Origin of the sequence: Streptomyces bikiniensis (assembly GCF_000716625.1) — a bacterium.
GTDB lineage: Bacteria > Actinomycetota > Actinomycetes > Streptomycetales > Streptomycetaceae > Streptomyces > Streptomyces bikiniensis.
Genome location: NZ_JNXJ01000001.1, coordinates 117,861 through 141,160, shown reverse-complemented (window position 1 = coordinate 141,160; position 23,300 = coordinate 117,861). Strand labels below are relative to the sequence as shown.

At 74.8% G+C, this 23,300-nt stretch carries 19 protein-coding genes; 1 reads left to right on the top strand and 18 read right to left on the bottom strand.

The genetic code is table 11. The annotated features are described in order from the left end of the window. Window positions 1-170 precede the first annotated feature (170 nt). The 18 genes from OO47_RS00600 to OO47_RS00515 all read right to left on the bottom strand — a co-directional run bounded on the left by OO47_RS00600 (window position 171) and on the right by OO47_RS00515 (window position 21,684). Window positions 171-1,403 (bottom strand): arginine deiminase, encoded by a 1,233-nt coding sequence (locus OO47_RS00600; RefSeq protein WP_030211447.1) that lies wholly within the window; start codon window positions 1,401-1,403, stop codon window positions 171-173. Window positions 1,404-1,588: 185 nt separating this feature from the next. Continuing rightward, complete coding sequence (locus OO47_RS00595; RefSeq protein ID WP_158708621.1) at window positions 1,589-2,308, bottom strand: hypothetical protein; 720 nt, start codon at window positions 2,306-2,308, stop codon at window positions 1,589-1,591. 273 nt (window positions 2,309-2,581) lie between these two features. Further along, window positions 2,582-5,149: a polynucleotide kinase-phosphatase gene (locus OO47_RS00590; RefSeq protein ID WP_030211443.1), complete on the bottom strand. Its 2,568-nt coding sequence runs from the start codon at window positions 5,147-5,149 to the stop codon at window positions 2,582-2,584. Continuing rightward, window positions 5,146-6,636 carry a 3' terminal RNA ribose 2'-O-methyltransferase Hen1 gene (locus OO47_RS00585; RefSeq protein WP_030211441.1) on the bottom strand — a complete coding sequence of 497 codons (1,491 nt, stop codon included), beginning with the start codon at window positions 6,634-6,636 and terminating at the stop codon, window positions 5,146-5,148. The genes OO47_RS00590 and OO47_RS00585 overlap by 4 nt, the downstream gene beginning before the upstream one ends. 225 nt (window positions 6,637-6,861) lie before the next feature. After that, window positions 6,862-7,776, bottom strand: a complete 915-nt coding sequence (gene mmuM, locus OO47_RS00580; protein ID WP_030211439.1) for a homocysteine S-methyltransferase — start codon at window positions 7,774-7,776, stop codon at window positions 6,862-6,864. A 14-nt stretch (window positions 7,777-7,790) separates the two neighbouring features. Next, a complete protein-coding gene (locus OO47_RS00575) occupies window positions 7,791-8,717 on the bottom strand; it encodes an LLM class F420-dependent oxidoreductase (protein ID WP_030211435.1) in 927 nt (308 codons plus the stop codon). Window positions 8,718-8,895: 178 nt separating this feature from the next. Further along, a complete protein-coding gene (locus OO47_RS00570; protein WP_030211434.1) occupies window positions 8,896-9,387 on the bottom strand; it encodes a DUF6099 family protein in 492 nt (163 codons plus the stop codon). 151 nt (window positions 9,388-9,538) lie between these two features. After that, on the bottom strand, window positions 9,539-9,949 hold the full coding sequence (locus OO47_RS00565) for a nucleotide pyrophosphohydrolase (RefSeq protein WP_051715767.1): 411 nt from the start codon (window positions 9,947-9,949) through the stop codon (window positions 9,539-9,541). Beyond that, window positions 9,946-11,388 carry an AAA family ATPase gene (locus OO47_RS00560; RefSeq protein WP_030211432.1) on the bottom strand — a complete coding sequence of 481 codons (1,443 nt, stop codon included), beginning with the start codon at window positions 11,386-11,388 and terminating at the stop codon, window positions 9,946-9,948. The genes OO47_RS00565 and OO47_RS00560 overlap by 4 nt, the downstream gene beginning before the upstream one ends. A 55-nt stretch (window positions 11,389-11,443) precedes the next feature. Continuing rightward, window positions 11,444-11,884 carry a cell division protein SepF gene (locus OO47_RS00555; RefSeq protein WP_030211431.1) on the bottom strand — a complete coding sequence of 147 codons (441 nt, stop codon included), beginning with the start codon at window positions 11,882-11,884 and terminating at the stop codon, window positions 11,444-11,446. 159 nt (window positions 11,885-12,043) lie between these two features. Continuing rightward, on the bottom strand, window positions 12,044-13,270 hold the full coding sequence (locus OO47_RS00550; protein ID WP_199812256.1) for an aminotransferase-like domain-containing protein: 1,227 nt from the start codon (window positions 13,268-13,270) through the stop codon (window positions 12,044-12,046). 257 nt (window positions 13,271-13,527) lie between these two features. Then, entirely contained in the window at window positions 13,528-14,214 is a 687-nt protein-coding gene (locus tag OO47_RS00545) for a GntR family transcriptional regulator (RefSeq protein WP_030211428.1), read from the bottom strand. A gap of 80 nt (window positions 14,215-14,294) precedes the next feature. After that, entirely contained in the window at window positions 14,295-15,299 is a 1,005-nt protein-coding gene (locus tag OO47_RS00540; RefSeq protein WP_030211426.1) for a proline racemase family protein, read from the bottom strand. A gap of 45 nt (window positions 15,300-15,344) precedes the next feature. Further along, window positions 15,345-16,259 (bottom strand): dihydrodipicolinate synthase family protein, encoded by a 915-nt coding sequence (locus OO47_RS00535; protein WP_030211424.1) that lies wholly within the window; start codon window positions 16,257-16,259, stop codon window positions 15,345-15,347. An 83-nt stretch (window positions 16,260-16,342) separates the two neighbouring features. Beyond that, window positions 16,343-17,794, bottom strand: coding sequence for an FAD/NAD(P)-dependent oxidoreductase (locus OO47_RS00530; RefSeq protein ID WP_030211423.1), 1,452 nt, complete (start codon window positions 17,792-17,794; stop codon window positions 16,343-16,345). Beyond that, the gene (locus OO47_RS00525) at window positions 17,775-18,095 is read right to left on the bottom strand and encodes a (2Fe-2S)-binding protein (protein ID WP_030211422.1); all 321 of its coding nucleotides are present in this window, start codon (window positions 18,093-18,095) and stop codon (window positions 17,775-17,777) included. The genes OO47_RS00530 and OO47_RS00525 overlap by 20 nt, the downstream gene beginning before the upstream one ends. Next, complete coding sequence (locus tag OO47_RS00520) at window positions 18,092-19,270, bottom strand: NAD(P)/FAD-dependent oxidoreductase (protein ID WP_033207524.1); 1,179 nt, start codon at window positions 19,268-19,270, stop codon at window positions 18,092-18,094. Before OO47_RS00520 ends, OO47_RS00525 begins: the two co-directional genes overlap by 4 nt. Window positions 19,271-19,374: 104 nt before the next feature. Further along, window positions 19,375-21,684 carry a collagenase gene (locus tag OO47_RS00515; RefSeq protein WP_030211420.1) on the bottom strand — a complete coding sequence of 770 codons (2,310 nt, stop codon included), beginning with the start codon at window positions 21,682-21,684 and terminating at the stop codon, window positions 19,375-19,377. Between the two features lie 306 nt (window positions 21,685-21,990). On the opposite strand from OO47_RS00515, the gene OO47_RS00510 reads away from it, so the two are divergent. Beyond that, on the top strand, window positions 21,991-23,238 hold the full coding sequence (locus tag OO47_RS00510) for an SLC13 family permease (RefSeq protein ID WP_033207591.1): 1,248 nt from the start codon (window positions 21,991-21,993) through the stop codon (window positions 23,236-23,238). Window positions 23,239-23,300 lie beyond the last annotated feature (62 nt).

The window sequence follows — 23,300 nt, the reverse complement described above, 5'->3', positions numbered from 1 at the left end:
TGGAAGTCTATACGCACTCCAACATTTATATACAGCCCCCTTCGCGGGAAGTCCGCGCCCTCCCCCGGGCCCCGGTCCCGGACCACTGAGCCCGGGCCCCTGACCTCGGGCCCCGGCCCCGGCCGCCCCGCCCCCTGACCTCGGGCCCCGGCCGCCCCGCCCCCGGGCCCTCAGGCGGCGTCCCGCTCCACCGGGCAGCTCATGCAGCGCGGGCCGCCCCTCCCCCGGCCCAGCTCGCTGCCGGGGATCTCGATCACCTCGATGCCCTGCTTGCGCAGGTGCGTGTTCGTGGTGACGTTCCGCTCGTACGCGACGACCACCCCCGGCTCCACGGCGAGCACGTTGCACCCGTCGTCCCACTGCTCGCGCTCGGCCGCGTGCACGTCCTGGGTGGCGGTGAGGACCCGGATCTCCGGGAGCCCCAGGGCCGCCGCGATCGCGTCGTGCATCCGCTCCGGCGGATGGTCGGTCACCCGCAGCGGCTGCCCCGCGTCCCCCGGTTCGATCGTGTACGAGCGGAGCATGCCGAGCCCCGCGTACTGGGTGAACGTGTCCTGGTCCACCATCGTCATCACCGTGTCCAGGTGCATGAACGCGCGCCGCTTCGGCATGTCGAGCGCGACGATCGTGCGCGCCGAACCGGCCGCGAACATGCCCCGGGCCAGCATCTCCACCGCCTGCGGGGTGGTGCGCTCGCTCATCCCGATGAGCACGGCGCCGTTGCCGATGACCAGGACGTCGCCGCCCTCGATCGTCGACGGGTAGTCCGCCTGCCCCTCGGACCAGTGGTGGAAGGGGCCCGCGTCGGGCCCGGTGAAGAGCGGGTGGTGCTTGTAGATCGCCTCGAAGTGGACCGTCTCGCGCTGCCGGGCCGGCCAGCGCATGGCGTTGATGGAGACGCCGTCGTAGATCCAGGCCGAGGTGTCCCGGGTGAAGAGGTGGTTGGGCAGCGGGCCGAGGAGGAAGTCGTCCAGGTCGAGGGCGTGGAAGCGGACCGAGGTCGGCTCCCGGTGCGCCGCCAGGAACTCCCGCTTCGTCATCCCGCCGACGAGCACCTCGCCGAGCGCGACGGCGTCGAGCGAGTCGAAGGCCGACCGGAGGTGGTCGGCGGCGAGCGGACCGTACTCCTTCTCGTCGAAGACCCGGTCCAGGACGAGCGCGCGGGCGGCCGGCACTTTCAGCGACTCGCTCAGGAGGTCCGCGAAGAGGTGCACCTCCACCCCCCGGTCGCGCAGCACGTCGGCGAAGCCGTCGTGCTCCTGCCGGGCCCGGCGCACCCAGAGCACGTCGTCGAAGAGGAGGGCGTCCTTGTTGGTCGGGGTGAGCCGCTTCAGCTCCAGGTCGGGGCGGTGGAGGATGACGCGGCGCAGCCGCCCGGTCTCGGAGTCGACGTGGAATCCCATGGGTCCATCCTGACGGAGGGGGGCCCGCGCGGCCCGTGTTTCGGCACGGGAGGCGGCGGGTGCGGTCGTGGCCGGTCAGGTGCGCGCGGCGGTACGGCCCCTCCTCGGTGCTGGGCGTCGGGCCGTCCCCCCGCGACGGCCCGACGCCGGTCCGTGATCCCCCCGTCGGCTCCCCCCGCCCCTCCTCAGGCCACCGGTTCGCCGTACGGCTCCGGCTCCGGCTCCGGTTCCGGCAGCGGCGGCGCGGTCCTGCGCGGCACGTGGAACCAGGCGGTCACGTCGTTCCCGTCGTTCCCATCGAACCCGTCGGACCCGTCGGACCCGTCGGCCGCTCCGGGCCGGACGCGGGCCGGCCGGTAGTGGGCCGGTTCCACGTACCGCCCGCCCTCGGCGACCACGTTCCCGTACAGCCAGTCGGAGACGACGACGAGGAGGTCGACGTCGGGCGCCTCCGCCATGATCCGCCGGGCCGGGGCGCTGCCGCAGAGCCGGGCGGCGCGGTCGACCGCCCGTCCGACGAGCCCGCCCCCCTCCCCCTGCCCGCCCCGGGCGACGAGCCCGGCGTCCATGCCGATCCGCAGCCGCAGCCGCCGGTCGCGGCCCGCGTTGTGGGCGCGCAGGCTCTCGTGGAGGGTGTCGATCCACCGCCCGACCATGAGGGACGGCGGCACGCCGGGGCGCAGCGCGGCGAGGACGCCGTCGCCCCGGTCCTCCCGGTGGTACGTGCCGGGTTCGACGCCGATGGAGCCGTACGCCTCGTCGAAGGCGGCGTGCAGCGCCGCGCGGTGCGGTTCCCCTCCGGCCCCGTCCGGGCTCCCGGAGCCGCAGACGCCGCCGAAGACGACGAACCGGTGGATCCCGCCCACGACTCCGTCCACCGTCCCGTTCGCTCCCGCACTGCTCACTCCGACTCCCTCGCGACGCCCCGGTGCCGGCCGAAGGTGTGCGTCGTCCGCCTTGTCCCACAAGGGGGTTGACGTCCCGCCACGTGACGGGGTGATGAACGCTAGGGGGTGCGGAAGAAACGCGTCAACGAGCACGGGGGGCGCAGGGGAGCGCCGTTTCCGGCACCCCTGCGCCCCTGTCGCGGGGCCCGTGCGCCCCCTGTCCCGGGGCCTGTACGTCGCTGCCCCGGGCCCGTGCGTCTCCGTCCCGGGCCCCGGGGTCGGAGCTTCGGGTCAGAGCCTCGGGTCCACCGGCTCCGACTCCAGGGCGAGGACCGCGAAGACGGCCTCGTGGACCCGCCAGAGCGGTTCGCCGTCCGCGAGCCGGTCGAGCGCCTCCAGGCCGAGCGCGTACTCGCGCAGGGCGAGGGACCGCTTGTGGCCGAGGAAGCGCTGCCGCAGCCGCTCCAGGTTCTCCGGGCGGGTGTACTCGGGGCCGTAGATGATCCGCAGGTACTCCCGGCCGCGGACCTTCACGCCCGGCTGGACGAGCCGGCCCTTCGCGTCGCGGACGAGCGCGGCGAGGGGCTTGACGACCATGCCCTCGCCGCCCGCGCCGGTCAGCTCCAGCCACCAGTCGACGCCGGCGCGGACCGAGGCCTCGTCGCCGGTGTCCACGACGAGCCGGCGGGTGACCTGGAGCAGGCCGGTCGGATCGTGCTCCACGAGGCGGTCGAGCCACGCGAGCTGTTCGTCGTGGGGCACGGCCGCGAGCGAGCGCCCGCGTGCCGCCAGGAGCTGGAAGGGCGCGAACCGCACGCCCTCCAGACCCTCGGTCGGCCAGCAGTAACGGCGGTAGGCGGCCGTGAAGGCCTCCGCGTCCGCCACCCGTCCCCGCTGCCGGTCGAGAAGGCCGTCGACCCCTTCGACTCCGCGTTCCACCGCCCGCCGCAGGGCGTCGACCGCGCCGGGCAGCACCGCGCCCGAGGCGGCGCCCACGGCCGCGTACTGGGCGCGGAGCAGACCGGCCGACTTGAGCGACCACGGCATCAGCTCGCCGTCGAGCAGCAGCCAGTCCGTGTCGAGCTCCTCCCAGAGTCCGGCGGCGCCGATCGCGGTCCGCAGCCGTACCAGGACCTCCTCGGTGACGGCGGGGTCGTCGAAGAAGGGGCGTCCGGTACGGGTGTGCAGGGCGCCCGTCACCCCGTCGGCGCCGAAGCGCTCGCGGGCCGCGTCGGCGTCCCGGCAGACCAGGGCCACGGCCCGGGAGCCCATGTGCTTCTCCTCGCACACGACCCGTTCGACGCCGTCGGCCCGGTACTGGGCGAAGGCCTCGGCCGGGTGCTCCAGATAGCCGTCCTCCCTGGAGGCGGCGGTCGGCGCCATCGTCGGCGGCAGGTACGCGAGCAGGCGCGGGTCGACCGCGAACCGGCTCATGACCTCCAGGGCCGCCGCCGCGTTCTCCTCGCGCACGGCGACGTTGCCGTGGTGCCGGGTCTCGACGGTCCGCCGCCCGTGCACGTCGGCCAGGTCCAGGGGGCGCCCCTGGTGCCCGCCGGGCGCGTCGGTCGCGAGCGGCCGGGCCGGCTCGTACCAGACCCGCTCGGCCGGTACGTCGACCAGCTCGCGCTCCGGCCAGCGCAGCGCGGTCATCCTCCCGCCGAAGACGGCTCCGGTGTCGAGGCAGAGGGTGTTGTTGATCCAGGAGGTGTTCGGCACGGGGGTGTGCCCGTAGACGACGGCGGCCCGGCCCCGGTACTCCTCCGCCCACGGGTAGCGCACGGGCAGCCCGAACTCGTCGGTCTCGCCGGTGGTGTCCCCGTACAGCGCGTGCGAGCGCACCCGGCCGGAAGTGCGGCCGTGGTACTTCTCCGGCAGTCCTGCGTGGCAGACGACGAGGTCGCCGCCGTCGAGGACGTAGTGGCTGACGAGCCCGTCGATGAACTTCGCGACCTCGGCCCGGAACTCCTCGCTCTCGCCCTCCAACTGCTCGATCGTCTCGGCGAGGCCGTGGGTCCGCTGGACCTTGCGGCCCTTCAGCCAGCGGCCGAGCTTGTTCTCGTGGTTGCCGGGGACGCACAGGGCGTCGCCGGAGGCGACCATGGACATGACGCGGCGCAGGACGCCCGGGGAGTCGGGCCCCCGGTCGACCAGGTCGCCGACGAAGACCGCCGTGCGCCCCTCGGGGTGGCGGCCGTCGACGTAGCCGAGCTTGCCGAGCAGGGTCTCCAGCTCGGAGCTGCAGCCGTGGACGTCGCCGACGATGTCGAAAGGTCCGGTGAGGTGGCGCAGGTCGTTGAAGCGGCGCTCCAGGACGACCTCGGCGGCCTCGACCTCCTCGACGGAGCGCAGCACGTGGACCTTGCGGAAGCCCTCGCGCTCCAGGCCGCGCAGGGAGCGCCGCAGCTCGCGGCGGTGGCGCTGGATCACGTGCGCGGGCATGTCGGCGCGGTCGGGGCGGGCCGCGTTGCGCTCGCGGCAGACCTGCTCGGGCAGGTCGAGGACGATCGCGATCGGCAGCACGTCGTGCGTCCTGGCGAGCTGCACGAGCTGCCGCCGGGCCTCCTGCTGCACGTTGGTGGCGTCGACCACGGTGAGCCGGCCGGCGGCCAGGCGCTTGCCGGCGATGTAGTGGAGGACGTCGAAGGCGTCCCGGCTGGCGGACTGGTCGTTCTCGTCGTCGGCGACGAGCCCCCGGCAGAAGTCGGAGGAGACGACCTCGGTGGGCTTGAAGTGGCGCCGGGCGAAGGTGGACTTGCCGGAGCCGGTGGCGCCGACGAGCACGACGAGGGAGAGGTCGGTGACGGGCAGGGCCCGGCGCGCGGTGGTGGTGTCGGCGGTGCTGTCGGTGACGGTGGTCATGCCCGTCCCTCCTTCTCGTTCTCGTCGGTGTTCTCGTCGCTTCCGGTGGTGGCGCGGGTGAAGACGGCCATCTGGGTCGGCGGGCCGACCTCCGGGTCGTCGGGGCCGACGGGGACGAACCCGGCCTCGTACCCGTACTCCCCCGCCACCCGGGCCGCCCAGCTCCGGAACTCCTCGCGGGTCCACTCGAAGCGGTGGTCACTGTGCCGGACGTGCCCGGCGGGCAGGCTCTCCCAGCGCACGTTGTACTCGACGTTCGGCGTGGTCACGAGGACCGTGCGGGGCCGGGCCGAGCCGAACACCGCGTACTCCAGGGCCGGCAGCCTCGGCAGGTCCAGGTGCTCGATCACCTCGCTGAGCACGGCCGCGTCATAGCCGGACAGGCGCTTGTCGGTGTACGCGAGGGAGCCCTGCACCAGCTTCACGCGGGCGGCCTGCCGCTCCCCCATGCGGTCGAGCCGCAGCCGGCGCGCGGCGACGGTCAGGGCCCGGACGGACACGTCGACGCCGACGACCTCGGTGAAGCGCGGGTCCTTGAGCAGGGCCTGCACCAGCTGGCCCTGTCCGCAGCCCAGGTCGAGCACGCGCACCGCCCCGGCCGCGCGCAGCGCGGACAGGATCGCGTCCCGCCGCTGCTGGGCGAGCGGCACCGGGCGCTCCTCGGTGTCGGTCGTCTCGTCCACGGCGTTGTCGACGTCCTCGACGTCCAGGCCCTCGGCCTCGGCGAGCCGGACCAGTTCGAGCCGTTCCGCCGCCTCCCGGGCCAGGCCCCGGCGGCGGGAGAGGTAGCGCTCCGTGATCAGCTTCCGCTCGGGGTGTCCGGCGAGCCAGCCGTCACCGGCGCGCAGCAGCTTGTCGACCTCGTCGGGCGCGACCCAGTAGTGCTTGGCGTCGTCGAGGACGGGCAGCAGGACGTACAGGTGGTTGAGGGCGTCCGCGAGCCGCAGCTCGCCCTCCAGGACGAGCCGCACGTACCGCGAGTCGCCCCACTCGGGGAACTCCGGGTCCAGCGCGATCGGTTCGGCCTCCACGACGGACCAGCCCAGCGGGCCGAACAGCGCGCGCACCAGCGCGGCGCCGCCCCGGGCGGGGAGCGCGGGGACCTCGATCCGCAGCGGCAGCGGCGCGGCGGCCCGCTCGGGCATCGCCTTGCAGTCGCCGTGCAGCGCGGTCTTGAAGACCTTGGCGAGCACGACGGCGAGCAGCGAGGACGCGGCGTAGGGCCGGTCGTTCACGTACTGCGCGAGCGCGGAGTCCGGGGCGCCGCCCCGGCCCTTGCCCTTGCCGCGGCGCACGAGCGCCACGGGGTCCACCTCCAGGAGGAGCGCCGCCGTGCACCGCTCGGCGCTCGCCTCGGGGTAGAGGACGTGCGCGGTGCCGTGCGAGGTCGAGAACGACTGCGCCCGCTCGGGATGCTTGTGCAGCAGGAATCCGAGGTCGGTCGCGGGTCGCTCCGGGATGCCGGTCGTACTGATCGTCAGGAACACGCCTTCGAGTATGGTGCCGCCCGCACCGGCCTCACCAGGCATTTTCCGCACGGTCCGGAGGTGCGGGCCGGACGCACGGGGGGCGCGGGGCGGGCGGGCCGGGAGCGCGAGGCGGGCGGGCGCGCGGGGCGGGCGGGCACGCGGGCCGGGAGCGCAGGGGCCGGACAGCACGGGCCGGACGCACGGGTCCTGTCGCGCGGACCGGGCGCGCCGGAAGCTCCCGGCTCAGCCGGTGCCGTCGGCGGCCAAGGTCCCGGCCAGGGCGGTGATCGCGTCCGGGCCGACCCGGCAGCAGCCGCCGACGAGCCGGGCCCCGGAGCGTACCCAGTCGGCGGCCCGCTCCGGGTCGAAGGCGGACCCGCCGCGCCAGTCCCGCGCCCGGGCGTCCCAGCGCTCCCCGCTGTTGGGGTAGACCACGGCCGGTTTCCCGGTCACGGCGACGGCCGTCTCCACGGCGGGTCCCGCGTCGGCCGGGTCGCAGCAGTTGACCCCGACCGCCACCACCCGGTCGTTCCCGGCGGCGACCGCGAACGCCTCCGCCAGGTCCTGTCCGGCCCGGGTCCGCCCGCCCTCGACCGTGTACGACAGCCACACGGGCACCCCGCACCCCTCGGCCGCCCGCAGCAGCGCCTCCGCCTCCTCCGCGTCGGGCACCGTCTCCAGGGCCAGGACGTCGGGCCCGGCCGCCGCGAACACCTCGATCCTGGGCCGGTGGAACGCTTCGAGCTCCCGTACGGAGAGCCCGTACCGGCCCCGGTACTCGCTGCCGTCCGCCAGCATCGCGCCGTACGGTCCGACGGACGCGGCGACCCAGACCTCCCGCTCTCCGGCGTCCGCCGCCGACCGCGCGAGCTCCACGCTCCGGGCGAGCAGCCGCGCCGCGTCCGCCCGGTCCAGGCCCCGCCGGGCGAAGCCCTCGAAGGTGGCCTGGTACCCGGAGGTGATGAGGACCCGCGCCCCGGCCCGTACGTACGCCATGTGCGCCTCCTCGATCCGCTCGGGTCCGTCGGCGAGGAGCCGCGCGGACCAGAGCGCGTCCGAGAGGTCGCAGCCCTGTGCCTCCAACCGGTGGGAGAGTCCGCCGTCGAGGACGAGGACCTCCGCCCGGAGGGCTTCGGCGAGCGTACGGGCCGGTCTCATCGGGTCGCTCCTCCCTATCGGCCCAGCTGGGACTGGACCTGGGCGGAGATCAGCTCCAGGTGGTCCAGGTCGTCCAGGTCCAGGACCTGGAGGTAGACCCGGGAGGAGCCGATGGCCGCGTACCGCCCGAGCTTGTCGACGACCTCGGCGGGCGAGCCGGCCAGGCCGTTCGCCTTGAGCTCGTCCACGTCCCGTCCGATGGCGGCGGCCCGGCGGGCCACCTCGGCGTCGTCCCGGCCGACGCACACGACCAGCGCGTTGGAGTACACCAGGTCGTCGGCCGGCCGGCCGACGGCCTCGGCGGCGGCCCGCACCCGGCCGAACTGCTTCTCGCTGTCCTCCAGGGAGGCGAACGGGATGTTGAACTCGTCCGCGTACCGCGCGGCGAGCCTCGGCGTGCGGGTCGCGCCGTGGCCGCCGATCAGGACCGGGATCTTGTCCTGGAGGGGCTTGGGCAGCGCCGGGGAGTCGGTGAGCCGGTAGAACTCCCCCTCGTGGGTGAACGTCTTGCCGACCTCGGTCTCCCACAGGCCGGTGACGATCGCCAGCTGCTCTTCGAGGCGGCCGAACTTCTCCTTCGGGAAGGGGATGCCGTAGGCCTTGTGCTCCTCCTCGAACCAGCCCGCGCCCAGGCCCAGTTCGACCCGGCCGCCGGACATCCGGTCCACCTGGGCGACCTGGATGGCGAGGACTCCGGGGAGCCGGAAGGTGCCGGCCGTCATCAGCGTGCCGAGACGGATCCTCTTCGTCTCCCGGGCCAGTCCTGCCAGGGTGATCCAGGCGTCCGTCGGGCCGGGCAGGCCGTCGGCGGACCCCATGCTGAGGTAGTGGTCGGAGCGGAAGAAAGCGTCGAACCCGAGCTCCTCGGTGGCGCGGGCCACGGTGAGGAGGGTGTCGTAGTCGGCCCCCTGCTGGGGCTCGGTGAAGATGCGAAGATCCATGCCTCCATCCTGCACCGTCGGGTGCGGGTCAACCTCCCGGCCGACACCCGGGCCGCCCGGGCCGCCCGCCCCGGCCGCCCCCGGCGCTCCGGGAAGCCCGGCCGGAACGGGAAGATCGGGGAGCACGGTCGGATCAGGGAGTCCGGTCGGATCGAGGAGCCCGGTCGGACCGGGGGCGTCAACACGACGGCTCCCGTCGTGGGGTCGCGCGGCCCCGGGCGGGGTCGGGCGGGCGGGCTCGCTCGCCGTCGCGAACGACGAGGCGCCGTAACAACCCGCGCACCCGGTCCCCCGACTCGTCGGTGGCGTCGATCGCCTCGATGCACTGCCAGTAGAGCCCTTCCTCGTCGGTGGCGCAGGCCACGCCCACCAGGGCGATCCCCACCTCGCCGAGCAGCTCCCCCAGCGCGGTCAGCGCCCGGTGGGGGTCCGCGACCTCGGTCAGCCGGGCCGCGCGCGGCCCCCCGGCGCCCCACACCGCCGGATACTCCCCGATCTCGCTCAGCCCCCGCGCCTCGCCCCGCAGCTCCTGCGGACCGCAGAGCGCGAGACGGCTCCCCACGGCCTGGGCGAGGGCCTGGGTCTGCCAGGCCTCCGCCACGATGTCCTGTGCCGTCCCGCTCTCCGCCAGCGCGTGCCGGCCGAGCGCGATCAGTCGCTCCGCTTCCATCAACACCGCCCCCGTTCCCACGACTTGCCACCCACTCAGTCATTACCCAGAGTGAGGCGACCTGAGCCCAAACACCAGAGGAATTCGGAAATCTGTGGACAGGAGGCTTGATGGGGGAAAGTCGATCACTCCGAAGAGTGACGATCTTCGTTCACAGGTCTCTTCCCACCCCTCCCTCACCCCGCTCCCCGTCCTCCTCCTGCCTCTCGCCCCCTCCCTCCCGCCGTTCGGCGGGGAAGCGGAGCTCGTTGCGGTCGATCTTGGCCGCGAGCGCCGCCAGCGGATCGATCCCGAGCGCCTCGCAGAACTGGAGGAGGTAGGCGAACACGTCCGCCACCTCGTCGGCGACCCGGTGGGCCGACTCCGGGTCCTCCATCACGCGCTCGGCCTGCTCGGGGGTCAACCACTGGAAAATCTCCAGGAGTTCGGCCGCCTCCACGCTGAGGGCCGCCGCCAGGTTCTTGGGCGTGTGGTAGGGCTGCCAGTCGCGGGCGGCCGCGAACGCGACCAGCCTGCGCCGGAGCCCCGCCACACCGTCGTCCGTCGTCTCTTCGTGCGTCACGCGCTCAGGTCTACCACCGTCGCCCCGGGCGTCCGGCGCGCCTCCGCCGCCGTCCGGTCGCCCACCGCGCCCGCCACCCTGATGTGCCCGTCCCCGGCGATCTCCACGGCGAGCCGCAGCAGTTCGGCCGACTGGCGCCGGTCGAGGCCCCGGTCGAGGCCGTCGGCGAGCAGCGTCAGGCTCTGCATGGCGTCGGGCACCTCGGCGATGCGGTCCATCTCCAGGACCCCGGGGCCCGTGAGCAGGGTGAGCGCGAGCGCCAGATAGCGCAGTTCGCCGTCGCCGAGGCGTCCGAGCGGGGTCGCGGGCCGGCCGCCCCGTTCGAGCACCGCCCGGACGGTGCCCTCGCGGAGCTCCCGCACCCCGAGCCCCGTGACGGTCCCCGCGCAGCCCGCTCCCGCCACGACCGCGAGGCGGTGGTGGCGGCGCGGGCAGTCGGTGTGGGTGCGGTGCAGGACCTCGGCGAGGTTGGCGCAGTCGCGCCGCAGCCGTCCCTCGCCCGGCGGCACGGGGGCCCGCATCCGTTCGGGCCGGGGGTCGCAGGCGAAGGCGGACCGCAGCCCGACGACCACCTGCTCGGCGGCGGCCAGGACCTCCAGCTGTCCGGGGGTCCTGCCGGCGACCCGCAGCGGCAGCAGGGCCGTACCGAGCAGGTCGTCCGGGAGCGGGGCCCTGGTCACGGAGGTGGTGCCCGCCGTGTGCCACTCGGCCTGGACGGTGCTGCGCCCGGGGTCCCGGAGGGCGGTGGCGAGCAGGGTGCGGTCCCGTGCGGTGAGCCGTTCGCCGACGATGCGGAGCCGGGGTTCGGCCTGCACGGCGAGGTCCAGGCTGACGGGGCCGCACGGTCCGTCGACGGTGCAGCCGATGCGGAACCCGCGCCGGCCCTGCGTGTCGGGCCGGGCGCGCTCGGGAACGAGGTCGGCGGCGTCCGGGAACACCTCGTCGAGCGGGTCGCCCGCGCCGAGCCGGGCCAGCGCCTCGTACGCCCGCAGGGTGGTGGTCTTGCCGCTGCCGCTGGGCCCGGTGAAGAGGGTCACGGGACCGAGCGCGTACACGGCGGAGCGGTGTCCGGCGAACGCGGAGAGGCGCAGTTCGGTGACGGCGGGCCGGGCGTCGGGCCGGGCTCCCGGTGTCTCCGGCGCGACCGGGCCCCGTGCCTCGGGGACGGAGGCACGGGACCGGGAAGCGCGCGGGAGGGAAGCGGCCGCCCCGGAGGCGGACGCGGTGGAGGTACGGGCCTCCGGGACGCGGAACCCGGGGGAAGGCGTGGCGCTGGAAGGAACGGCGCCGCCGGAAACGGGAAGGGGGGAGGGGGAAAGGGAAGGAGAACCGGGGCCGGAACCGGAACCGGCAGGAGTGACGGAGTCGGGGCCGGGTACGAGGTCGGAGGAGCGGTTCTTCGACGTGCGGGCGGGCGCGGAGCCGCCGGTGAGGTCCATGTCCGGACCGTACGCAGCCCTTTCCCCGGCGAACCGTTACGTCGGGCGGACCTTCCTACGATCGGGGGACGCCGGCGGTCCGGCCCCCCACGACCTCCTCCTCGTCCGCGCCCTCCGCGCCCTCCGCGCCCTCGACCTCCGTGCCCGCGGGGGCGAGCAGGAAGACGTTCCGGTCGACGCGGTGCATCCCGCTGCCGAGCCCGAAGACGACGCCGCTGCTGAAGTCGAGAATCCGCTTGGCGACCTCGGTGTCGGCGCTCGTCAGGTCGAGGAGCACCGGGATCTGGGCGATGAGGTACTCGGCGACCTCGCGGGCGTCGGCGAAGACCTGCACCCGGAGCACGACCATGCGGCGCTGCTCGGCGGACTCGTACTGCTCGGGGATCGTGCGGTGGTCGACCCTGGACGGCCATTCGTCACGGCCGCGCAGGGGCACGACCTGCGCGAGGCCCTCCCACTGCTCGTCGGTGACGTCGTACCTCTCGTACCTACTCATGGGTCCATCCTCCCGCTACTCACCCGTTCGGCCCAACAACGACACGGCGTGATGGCGGTGCGGCGGGCGGACGGGCCGGAAGCTCACCCGGTCGGCCCACTCCCCCGCCCCGGCCCCGTACCACCGGACCGTGTCACCGGCTCGTATCACCGGTCCGGGTCAGACGAAGCTCTTGGCGAGCCTGCGGAGGCCTTCCCCGATCTCGTCGGGCGAGTGCGTCGTGAACGACAACCGCATGGCGGCCGGGTCCGGTTCGCCGCAGAAGAACGGCGCTCCCGGCACGTACGCCACCTCGTGACCGACGGCGGTCCTCAGGAGGGTCGTGGCGTCGTACCCCTCGGGCAGGGTCGCCCAGACGAACATGCCGCCCTCCGGCCTGTTCCACCGGCTGCCCTCGGGCAGCGCGGCCGGCAGGCCTTCGAGCATCGCGTCCCTGCGCTCCCGGTAGGCGGCGCGGATGACCGCCACGTGCGCGTCGAGGTCGCTGTCGCGCAGGTACCGCGCGGCCGCGGCCTGGTCGATGGTCGAGGTGTGCAGGTCGGCGGCCTGTTTGGCGATGACGCAGGAGCGGCGCAGCCCGGCGGGGGCGCGCAGGTGTCCGAGCCGGAGGCCGGGGGCCATCACCTTGGAGAAGGAGCCGAGCAGGACGGTGCGGTCGGCCGCCGCGGGGTCGGCGGCGATCCAGGGGACGGGCTCGCCGTCGTACCGCAGTTCGCCGTACGGGTCGTCCTCGACGATCCAGAAGCCGTGGCGGGCCGCGGCCTCGGCGACGGCGGTGCGGCGCTCGGCGGGGAGGGTGCGGCCCGTGGGGTTCTGGAAGGTGGGGACGACGTAGAGGAGGGTCGGGTTCTCGCGGGCCGCGATCTCCTCCAGGGCCTCCGGGACGACGCCCCGGTCGTCGGTGGGCACGGGGACGACGCGGGCCCCGGCGAAGGCGAAGGTCTGGAGGGCGGCGAGGTAGCAGGGGTCCTCGACCAGGACCACGGCGCCCGGTTCGAGGAGGGCGGTGGTGAGGAGCGTGAGGGCCTGCTGCGAGCCGGTGGTGACGAGCAGGTCGTCGGCCTCCGTGGGCAGTCCGCGCGCGGTGAGCCGGTCGGCGACGGCGGCGCGCAGCTCCGGGTCGCCCTCGGTCGTGGAGTACTGGAGGGCCTGCCGCGGGTTCTCCGTGAGGACCCGGTCGTACGCGGCCCGCATCCCGGCGACGTCGAACAGCTCGGGGGCGGGGAGGCCGCCGGCGAAGGAGATCATCTCGGGCCGTGCCGTGAGCGCCAGGATGTCCCGTACGGGCGACGAGCCGACGTTCGCCAGGCGGGAGGCGACGGCCGGCACGGGCGCGGCGGAGGCGGGGGGACCGGCGTGCGCGGGCGTGGAGTCGGCGGGAAACATGCTGTCAGCATATAGATGTGCGGGGCGATGTCCAGATCGTGAGATTTTCGCCCGGGCACGCCGAGTTGGCGCGCTCCGAGGCCGTGCGGAACCGGCCCCGGAGCCGGTCCCGAGGCCGATCCGGAACCGACCCGAGGCCGATCCGGAACCGACCCGAGGCCGATCCGGAACCGATCCCGGAGCCGGTCCGGAACCGACCGGAACCAGTCCCGGAGCCGGTCCGGAACCGTTTCCGAGGCCCGCTCCGCGGGGCGGTGCTACCGGCGTTCCGCCGGCTTGTCGCGGCCCTCGGCCCACAGGGAGCGGACGTGGCCGAGGTGGCGGCGCATGCAGGCCTCGGCGCCGCGCGCGTCCCCGGCGATCATGAGGTCGAGGAGTTCGACGTGCTCCTCGGCGGAGGAGACGAGCAGACCGGCCTCGTCCAGACCCGTCAGGCCGTAGAGGCGGGAGCGCTTGCGCAGGTCCCCGACGGTCTCGACGAGCCGCTCGTTGCCGGAGAGGCCGAGCAGGGCGAGGTGGAAGCGGCGGTCCGCCTCCAGGTAGCCGATGAGGTCGTGGGCGCGGGCGCGGGCGACGATCTCCTCGGCGACCGGCCGGAGTTCCTCCAGCTGTTCCCGCGACGCCGTCCTCGTGACCCGGCCGACGGTGGGGACCTCGATGAGGGTGCGCAGTTCGGTGTACTGGTCGAGGTCGCGCTCGCCGACCTCGGTGATGCGGAAGCCCTTGTTGCGGACGGGCTCGACCAGGCCCTCGCGGGCCAGGTCGAGCATGGCCTCGCGGACCGGGGTCGCGGAGACGCCGAGGTCGGCCGCGAGGCCGGGGGCCGAGTAGACCTGGCCGGGGCGCAGCTCTCCGGCTATCAGGGCCGCGCGGAGGGCGTGCCCGACCTGGTCGCGGAGCCGTTCCTGCGCCCTGACGAGGCCGTACTGCTTCAGGTCACCCATCGTGCGTCCTCCGAGAAGTCACGGAGGGGCATCGTACAATGTCACGTTTCGCCGTCCGGTCCGACCGTCACCGAAGGACTTCAGAGCAGGAAGCCCGCGGGGAACGGGTCGTCGGGGTCGAGGAAGTACTGGGCCGTGCCGGTGATCCAGGCCCGGCCGGTGACGGTGGGGACCACGGCGGGCCGTCCGCCCACGGTGGTCTCTCCGACGATCCGGCCGGTGAACTCGGTTCCGATGAAGGACTCGTTGACGAAGTCGGTGTCGGGGGCGAGGAGTCCCCGGGCGTGCAGCTGGGCCATGCGGGCGCTGGTGCCGGTGCCGCACGGGGAGCGGTCGAACCAGCCGGGGTGGATGGCCATGGCGTGGCGCGAGCGGGTGGCGTCGGAGCCGGGCGCGGCCAGGTAGACGTGCTTGACCCCGGCGATGGCGGGGTTCTCCGGGTGGACGGGCCGGTCGGGTCCCGCGTCGATCGCGGCCATGACGGCGAGTCCGGCGGCGAGGAGGTCGTCCTTGCGGGCGCGGTCGAAGGGCAGCCCCAGGGCGTCGAGGTCCACGAAGGCGTAGAAGTTGCCGCCGTAGGCGAGGTCGTAGGTGACGGTGCCGTACCCGGGCACGTCCGCCTTGAGGTCGAGGCCGACGCAGTAGGACGGCACGTTGGTGAGGGTGACCGCCTTCGCGGCGCCGTCCTCCACCCGTACGTCGACGCTCACGAGCCCCGCCGGGGTGTCGAGGCGGATGGTGGTGACCGGTTCGGCCACCGGCACCATGCCCGTCTCCACGAGGACGGTGGCGACCCCGATGGTGCCGTGGCCGCACATCGGGAGGAGTCCGGAGACCTCGATGTAGAGGACGCCGTAGTCGGCGTCGGGGCGGGTGGGCGGCTGGAGGACCGCGCCGCTCATCGCGGCGTGGCCGCGCGGCTCGTACATGAGGAGGGTGCGGACGTGGTCGAGGTGTGCGGCGAAGTGGAGCCGCCGCTCGGCCATCGTGGCTCCGGGGATCACCCCGAGGCCGCCGGTGATCACCCGGGTGGGCATGCCTTCGGTGTGGGAGTCCACCGCGTGGTAGACGTGGCGGGTGCGCATGGTTCCCCTTCTGTCGGTGCCTTGAGGGAGGGCGGGCGTACGGGGTTACGCGTGGCCCTCCGCGAGGACCTTCTCCGTGGCGGCCCGCACGGCGGCCTCCTGCTCGGGCGCGAGCGGGAGCCGGGGCGGCCGGGTGATGCCGCCGCGGTGTCCGGCGAGGTCCATGGAGAGCTTGATCGCCTGGACGAACCCGGTCTTCGAGTCCCAGCGCAGGAGCGGGTGGAGGGACCGGTAGAGCGGGAGGGCGGTGTCGAGGTCGCCCGCGACGGCGGCCCGGTAGAGGGCGGCGCAGGTGCGCGGGAGGGCGTTGGGGTAGCCGGCGACCCAGCCGACCGCGCCGGCGAGGGCGAGTTCGAGGAGGACGTCGTCGGCGCCGACCAGCAGGTCGAGTCCGGGGGCGAGTTCGGCGATCTCGTAGGCGCGGCGGACGTCCCCGCTGAACTCCTTGACGGCGACGACGCTGCCGTCGGCGTGGAGCCGGGCGAGGAGGGCGGGGGTGAGGTCGACCTTGGTGTCGAGGGGGTTGTTGTAGGCCACGACGGGCAGGCCGACGGCGGCGACGGCGGCGAAGTGGTCGCGTACGGCCGCCTCGTCGGCCCGGTAGGCGTTGGGCGGCAGGAGCAGGACGGACCCGGCGCCGGCCTCGGCGGCCTGCTCGGCCCAGCGGCGGGCCTCGGCGCCGCCGTACGCGGAGACGCCCGGCATGACGCGGGCGCCGTCCCCGGCCGCCTCGACGGCGGTCCGTACGACGCGGGCGCGCTCGGCGTCGGTGAGCGTCTGGTACTCGCCGAGGGAGCCGTTCGGGACGACTCCGTCGCAGCCCTCGGCGATCAGCCGGGCCACGTGGTGCGCGTAGGCGTCGTGGTCGACGGAGCCGTCCTCGCGGAAGGGGAGGGCGGTGGCGACCATGATGCCGCGCCAGGGGCGGTCGCGGTGCACGGGGGCTTGTTCGTGGGCCATGAAGGACTCCCTTGTGTGGTGTGTGACATTTTACTTCTGGGTGCGCGGCCCACAAGAGGCGTGCGCACGGCCACTCCTGATGTTCAGTCAGCAGGAGGTTCCGGAAGCTCCGCCAGATGCCGGAGCGGTACGGGGCAGGAGAGCGGGCGCCGGTCCGGGACCGCCCCCTCCCCGGAGGCGTGCCCGGCGAGGGCGGCCACGGCGGGGCCGCACACGCGGCCCTGGCACCAGCCCATTCCGGCGCGGGTCAGCAGTTTGACCGTACGGGCGTCCCGCGCGCCCAGGACGTCGACGGCCTCCGTCACGCGGGCGGCCGGCACCTCCTCGCAGCGGCAGACCTCGGTGTCCGGCCGCAGCCACCCGGTCCAGCCGGGCCCGGGCCGGTGCACGCCGCCCATCGCCTCCGCGAACGCGCGCAGCCGGTCGCGGCGGCGGCGGAGCGCGGTCTCGCGCGGCCCCGGCGCTCCGCCGCCGAGGAGGGCGCGGGCGACGGAGGCGGCTGCCAGCGTCCCCTCCACGACCGCGAGTCGGGCGCCGCCGATGCCGCCCGCCTCCCCGGCCGCCCAGACGCCGGGGACCGAGGTCGACTGCTCGGCGTCGAGGACGAGGGCGGCCGTCCCGTCGGCGGCCGTGCGGGTCGCGCAGCCGAGGGTCGTGGCGAGTTCCAACTGCGGTACGAGGCCGTGGCCGACGGCCAGCGCGTCGCAGGGGATCCGGCGGCCGGTGCCCGGCAGGGGGCGCCAGTCGGGGCCGAGCCGTACCGTGGTCACCGCCTCGACGCGCGCGGAGCCGTGGGCCCCGACCACCGCGTGACGGGTGAGGAGCCTGGTGCCGTACCGCAGCAGCGCGCCTCCGTGCAGGGCGCCTTCGGCGAGCTTGGCGGGGTTGCGGAGGAGCGCCGGGGCGAAGCCGGAGTAGCCGAGGTACGTGCCGGCCTCGACCACGGCGGGGACGCGGGCGCCCGCCGCCGCCAGGGATCCCGCGACGGCCAGGAGCAGGGGGCCGCTGCCCGCCACGACGACCCTGCGACCGGGCAGGACGAGCCCGCCCTTGAGCATCGCCTGCGCTCCCCCGGCGCCCACCACGCCCGGCAGCGTCCAGCCGGGGAAGGGCAGTTGGCGCTCGTGGGAGCCGGTGGCCAGGAGTACCGCGCGGGCCCTGACGGACGCGGCGGCCTCGTCGGGCCCGGCCACGGCGTGCAGCCGCCGGCCGGTGCCCTCGGGGACCACCGTCCAGACGTGGTGCCCGGGTAGGTGGACGACCCGGCCCGCCCGGACGAGGCCGTCCAGGGCGGCCGTGCGGCGGGTGAACTCCCGCCAGTCGTGGTGGAGCGCCCCGGGCCGCCGCGCGCCCAGCTCGGGCGCGGGGTGCCGGTGGTACTGGCCGCCGGGCCGGTCCCCCGCGTCGAGGAGGACCACCCGGAGTCCGCGCCGGGCCGCCTCCACGGCGGCGGCGAGGCCGGCGGGGCCGGCACCGACGACGGCGAGGTCGAACGGTCCGGACCGCTCCGGCGGTTCAGACGGCGAGGTCGGCACGGCCCGTTCCCTCCTGGGTCGTGACGGCGTCGCCGGGGCGGGCCGGGGTGAGGCAGGCGCGCCGGTTGGGGCGCCCGTTGACCGTGACGAGGCAGTCGAAGCAGCTGCCCATGCCGCAGAAGACCCCGCGCGGCGCCCCGGCGTTCCTGGTGGTGCGCCAGGTCAGGATGCCCGCGCTCCACAGGACGGCGGCGACGGACTGGCCGTCGAGCGCGGGGAGCGGGCGTCCGTCGAACGTGACGGTGAAGGCGGCCCCGGCCCGGCCGCCGACCAGGGCGCGCGGGGTGCGGCGTCGTCTCATGGGGTGTTCTCCCGTCGTCCGGTGTCGGGGGCGTCGTCGAACCGTTCCGGCCGGAAGGGCGCCGGATCGACGCCCCCCGCCGGCTCTCCCGTGAGCGCGGCGGCGATCAGGAGTCCCGTGGCCGGGGCCAGGCCGATGCCCGCGCCCTCGTGGCCGCAGGCGTGCAGCAGCCCCGGGACGCGGGGGTCGGGTCCGATCGCCGGCAGGTGGTCCGGCAGGTAGGGGCGGAAGCCGTGGTACGCGCGCAGCGCCCGTACGTCCGTGAGGACCGGGAAGAGCGCGGCGGCCTGGGCGGCGAGCCGGCGCAGGGCCTCGGTGGACGGGGAGCGGTCGAAGCCGACGCGCTCGCGGGTGGCGCCGATGAGCACGGGCCCGGCGGGGGTGCCCTCCACGACGGCCGAGGACTGGAGCGCGGCCGAGCCGCTGGCCACGTCCGCGACGTAGTCGGCGGCGTACACCTTGTGCCGCACGACCCTGGGGAGGGGTTCGGTCACGAGCACGAAGCCGCGTCGGGGCCGTACCGGAAGCTCCGTACCGGCGAGGGCGGCGACCGCGCCGCCCCAGGTGCCGGCCGCGTTGACGACGGCGGGGGCGGTGAGGTCGCGGCGGGCCGTGCGGACTCCGCGCACCGCCCCGGAGGGGGTGCGGAGGATGCCGGTGACCTCCTCTCCGAGGTGGACGGCGGCACCGGAGGCGGCGAGGAGCCGGGCCGCCGCGCGGGCGGGCTGGACCTGGGAGTCCTGCGGGTAGTGGAAGCCGCCCGCGAGGCCTCCGGCGAGGTGGGGTTCGAGGGCGCGCAGTCCGTCGCCGGGGACCTCGGCGGCCTCGACGCCGGCCGCCCGCTGCCCCTCCGCGAAGGCGCGCAGGGCCTTGAGGGCGGTCGGGTCGGGGGCCACGACGAGGCCGCCCTTGGCCTCGTACTCGACGTCGGCCGGAAGCAGTGCGGCGAGGTCGCGCCAGAGGCGCACGGAGAGCAGGGCGAGGTCGAGTTCGGGTCCGGGCTCCTTGTCGGAGACGAGGAGGTTGCCCTCGCCGGCGCCGGTGGTGCCGCCCGCGACGGGGCCCCGGTCGACGACCGCGACGGAGAGTCCCGCGCGGCCGGCGTAGTACGCGCAGGCGGCTCCGACGACGCCCGCGCCGATGATCACGGCGTCCGGGCTCTGGCTCTTGGACACGGAAGTAAGGTGCCACCTTCCTGGGAGGAGGAACAGGGCGGGCCGGGCCCGGAGGAGGTCGGGGGTCGCCCGACCGCGCGCCCTCCGGGCCCGGTGCGCGCGGCTCAGCCGCGCAGCGGTCCCTCGCAGCTGTAGCCGGAGGTTCCCGCGCGTCCGCCGGTCCAGATGTCGACGGGACCGAAGGAGCAGTTCATGTCGGCCAGGTTGTTCGAGGCCGCGCCCGCCCGGTCGAGGAGGAAGTAGTCGACGGTCTCGGACATGTCCTTGAAGACCTGGTCCGCGCTCGCCGCGTTCGCGAGGTTGGCCGTGATGCGGCCGGTGCAGGTGAAGCGGCGTCCGCCGGGCGCGCCGGTCTCCGCGCAGGCCGGGGTGTTGGAGGTCGCGGCGGCGAAGGAGGCGGCGACGTCGGAGGCCCTGGAGTCCCGCAGCCGGTCGTTCGGCGTGAACGTGGTCACCGGCACGTACAGGCGGTCCACCTCGGCGATCCGGGCGTCGAGGAAGGCGTCGTAGCCGCGCTGGAGCGCCGTGTCGGAGCCGAGCCGCGCGCGCCAGGCGTCGTACGCGGAGACGTTGTCGGCGCGCAGGTGTCCGTACATCTCGCGCAGCAGGGACGGCTTCTCGGTCCAGAGGTACTCGAAGAGGGTGCCGGCGTAGGAGTAGAAGCGGAATCCGTCGCCGTCGTACGTGGCGTTGAGGATCTGGCGCACCGTCATGCGCGGTCCGCCGCCCGCCGTGTCGGAGATGACGCCGCGGACGAGCGACTTGCGGACGGCGACGCCGTCGTCACGGGTGGCGCCGGCGAAGAACTCGGCCGTCCCCTCGTCCATGGCGGTGGTGCGGTCGTTCTGGTACCAGGGGCCCTCGCCGAAGAAGCCGGGCACCGCGAACCGGCCGTTCAGGTAGTGCGTGTACTCGTGCCGGAAGAGCTCTTCGAGGGTGAGCGTGGAGTCCTGCGGGACGCGCCGCTCGTAGGTGTAGAAGGTGGCGCCGCGCTCGATGTAGATGCCGCCGTTGTTCGTGTCCATCCCGGTCAGGATGGGGTGGTACTGCTCGTAGTCGGCGCGCGAGGCGTACAGGACGACGTTCAGGGTGGTGTTGGGGTCGCCGGCCAGGGGCTCCTGGGTGCCGAGGACCCGGTGGAACTGCGCCTTGACCCGCTTGCTCGCGTAGTAGAGCGTGTCGACGGTCGCGCGCGGAAGGCCGGTGCGGACCTTGAGGGCCCCGTTGTCGTACGTGTGGGCGTACGGGAAGATCCGGCGCTCGATGTCCCCCTTGCACACCCCGTGGGGGGCGCAGGCGTCGTAGAAGTTGAGCCAGGAGACGAGCGAGGCCCACGGCGCGCTCGCGGTGCCGAAGGTGGTCTCGACCGGGCCGAGCAGGGCGCCGAGGTCGGCGACGACGCCCGTGCGCAGGCCGTCGACCTGGCCGAAGCGGCCGTACTCGCTCAGCGCGTCGCGGACGACCCAGGCGTTGGCGGTCCCCTTGAGGTGCCCGTGGCCGGAGAAGGCCTTGAAGGCGGCGCGGTACGCGGGGTCGGCGGCGACGGCCGCGTGGAAGGCGGCGTCCCGGTTGCCCGGGTAGACGCCGAGGTAGTTGACGGAGAGGGCGGCGAGCGCGGCGTTCGCCCAGGCGGGGTCGTGCCGGGTCGCGGTGCGGTCGGCGCCCATGGTCGCCAGGACCTTGGGTATCAGGGCGAGTTGGTGCTGGCGCAGGCCGGGCGCGCTGGCCGCGTAGAGGGCTTCGCGGAGGGTGGCGGCGTTGGCCGGGGTGGCGTCGAAGGTGCGGGCTGCCGTGCCGAAGGCGGCGACGGCGCGGCGCACGGCGTCGACGGTGGGGGCGTCGGTGGTGTCGATCTCGTCGCGCGAGAAGTCGTGGTAGGCCACCGCGTGGAGGTAGGTGAACAGCTCCTCCAGGTGGGTGGAGTTGCGTCCGTCGTGGCCGGGGGCGAGCCAGGTGGCGCGCCGGGCGACGGCCTGGACGTGGGCGTCGGACATGACCGGGGCGAGCCGGGCGTCCCAGGTCCATATGAGGTCGCGCAGACAGCCCTCGGCGGTCACGGCGGGGTCGGCGAGGAAGTCGGCGAACCGCTCGGGGGCCAGGCCGGTGATGCCGTCGAGGGTGCAGGGCGGGGCGGCGGCCCGCCGTTCGGCCCTGCGCGGTGCGGCGCCGGTCTCGGCGGGCCCGGGTGTCCGTCCGGCGGCAGCGCCACCGGGGGCGGGCGCGGGGGCGGTGGTGGCCGGGGGCGCGACGGCGAGGCGGTCGACCTCGTCGTACGGGTGCGGACGCGCCTCGGCGGCGGGCGGCGCGCTTCCCGCGGTCGCGGCCTGGCTGACGGTCTGCCCGAGCGGTACGAGCAGGCCGGCCGCCAGTACGGCGGCGAGCAGGGAGGTGCGCACGGATCTGTGCTGGGACACCGGAACTCCTGTGTCGGGAGGGGGATGTGGGGGTGGTTCCCAGTCAACTCGCTTTCCTGATGGCCGAGTTGACGTCGATGGCAACTGCGGTGCGAGCAGTACCATAGTAATGTGAAATTGCACTGACAAGAGGCGGGCGGGAACCGGGCGGGATTCCTCCCCCGCCGCAGGCCGGCGCGGACACCGAGGAGCCGGCCGACGGGGCCGGAACGGACCCGGCGCCTCCCGCGACCCGGCCGGGGGTCCGGCGGGACTCGCCGGACCCCCGGCGCCGCCGCGCCCCCGCCACCCCGGATGATCGGGCACATGCTCGTCTCGTCCGTGTCCGTGCTCGCCCTGGCCGTGGTGCTCTTCTGCGCCGTCGTCCGTCCCTTCCGTCTGCCCGAGGCGGTCTTCGCGCTGCCCGCCGCCGGTGCCGTCCTCGCGGTGGGGGCGGTCACGCCCGGCGCCGTCCGCGAGGAGGCCGAGCGGCTCGGGCCGGTGATCGGCTTCCTCGCGGCCGTCCTCGTCCTCGCCAAACTCTGCGACGACGAAGGCCTCTTCCACGCCTGCGGCGCCTGGATGGCCCGCTGGTCCCGCCGCCGGCCCCAGCGGCTGCTCGGCGCCGTCTTCGGCCTCGCCTCGCTGATCACCGCCGTACTGAGCCTGGACGCGACGGTCGTCCTGCTGACCCCGGTGGTCTTCGCGACGGCCGCCCGGATGGGGGCCCGCCCCAAACCCCACGTCTACGCGAGCGCCCACCTGTCGAACACGGCCTCGCTGCTGCTGCCCGTCTCCAACCTGACCAACCTGCTCGCCTTCACCGCCACCGGCCTCGGCTTCACCCGGTTCGCGCTCCTGATGCTGCTCCCCTGGCTCACCGCCGTCGCGGTCGAGTACGCGGTCTTCCGCCGCTTCTTCGCCCGCGACCTCGCCGCCCCCGCCGACGCCGCCGAGCCGCCGGAGCCCGTCGAACTCCCGCTCTTCGCCCTGGTCACCGTGGCCGCGACCCTCGCCGGCTTCGCCGTCGCCTCGGCCACCGGCGTGGACCCGGCCTGGGCGGCCGCGGCGGGCGCCGCCGTCCTCGCCGTACGGGCCCTGGCGCGCCGTCACACCACCCCGCGCGCCCTCGTCCGCTCGGCCTCGCCGCCCTTCCTCGCGTTCGTCCTGGCCCTGGGCGTCGTCGTCCGCGCCGTCGTCGACAACGGCCTCGGCACCGTCCTCGCCCACCTCCTGCCCGACGGCACCTCGCTGCCGGCCCTGCTCGGCGCCGCCGCGCTCGCCGCCGTCCTCGCCAACCTCATCAACAACCTGCCCGCGACCCTGGCCCTGGTCCCACTGGCGGCCGGCTCCGGGCCCGGCGCGGTGCTCGCCGTCCTGATCGGCGTGAACATCGGCCCCAACCTCACGTACGCGGGCTCCCTCGCCACCCTCCTCTGGCGCCGCATCGCCCACCACCACCGCCACCCGGTGGACCTCGGGGAGTTCACCCGGCTCGGCCTGCTCACCGTCCCCGCCGCCCTGGTCGCCTCGACGGCGGCCCTGTGGCTCTCGCTGCTGCTCCTGGGTCCGTGACCGGCGCCCGCGGCCCGGGAACCCCCGGCGACACTGCTAAGTTCTACACGTACGTAGAAGTA

What these genes read in the sequence shown, in the direction of transcription:
- OO47_RS00600 (WP_030211447.1), bottom strand. Translation starts at nt 1,403, where the DNA reads ATGGGATTCCACGTCGACTCCGAGACCGGGCGGCTGCGCCGCGTCATC.
- OO47_RS00590 (WP_030211443.1), bottom strand. Translation starts at nt 5,149, where the DNA reads ATGACCACCGTCACCGACAGCACCGCCGACACCACCACCGCGCGCCGG.
- mmuM (WP_030211439.1), bottom strand. Translation starts at nt 7,776, where the DNA reads ATGAGACCGGCCCGTACGCTCGCCGAAGCCCTCCGGGCGGAGGTCCTC.
- OO47_RS00575 (WP_030211435.1), bottom strand. Translation starts at nt 8,717, where the DNA reads ATGGATCTTCGCATCTTCACCGAGCCCCAGCAGGGGGCCGACTACGAC.
- OO47_RS00570 (WP_030211434.1), bottom strand. Translation starts at nt 9,387, where the DNA reads ATGGAAGCGGAGCGACTGATCGCGCTCGGCCGGCACGCGCTGGCGGAG.
- OO47_RS00560 (WP_030211432.1), bottom strand. Translation starts at nt 11,388, where the DNA reads ATGGACCTCACCGGCGGCTCCGCGCCCGCCCGCACGTCGAAGAACCGC.
- OO47_RS00555 (WP_030211431.1), bottom strand. Translation starts at nt 11,884, where the DNA reads ATGAGTAGGTACGAGAGGTACGACGTCACCGACGAGCAGTGGGAGGGC.
- OO47_RS00550 (WP_199812256.1), bottom strand. Translation starts at nt 13,270, where the DNA reads ATGTTTCCCGCCGACTCCACGCCCGCGCACGCCGGTCCCCCCGCCTCC.
- OO47_RS00545 (WP_030211428.1), bottom strand. Translation starts at nt 14,214, where the DNA reads ATGGGTGACCTGAAGCAGTACGGCCTCGTCAGGGCGCAGGAACGGCTC.
- OO47_RS00540 (WP_030211426.1), bottom strand. Translation starts at nt 15,299, where the DNA reads ATGCGCACCCGCCACGTCTACCACGCGGTGGACTCCCACACCGAAGGC.
- OO47_RS00535 (WP_030211424.1), bottom strand. Translation starts at nt 16,259, where the DNA reads ATGGCCCACGAACAAGCCCCCGTGCACCGCGACCGCCCCTGGCGCGGC.
- OO47_RS00525 (WP_030211422.1), bottom strand. Translation starts at nt 18,095, where the DNA reads ATGAGACGACGCCGCACCCCGCGCGCCCTGGTCGGCGGCCGGGCCGGG.
- OO47_RS00510 (WP_033207591.1), top strand. Translation starts at nt 21,991, where the DNA reads ATGCTCGTCTCGTCCGTGTCCGTGCTCGCCCTGGCCGTGGTGCTCTTC.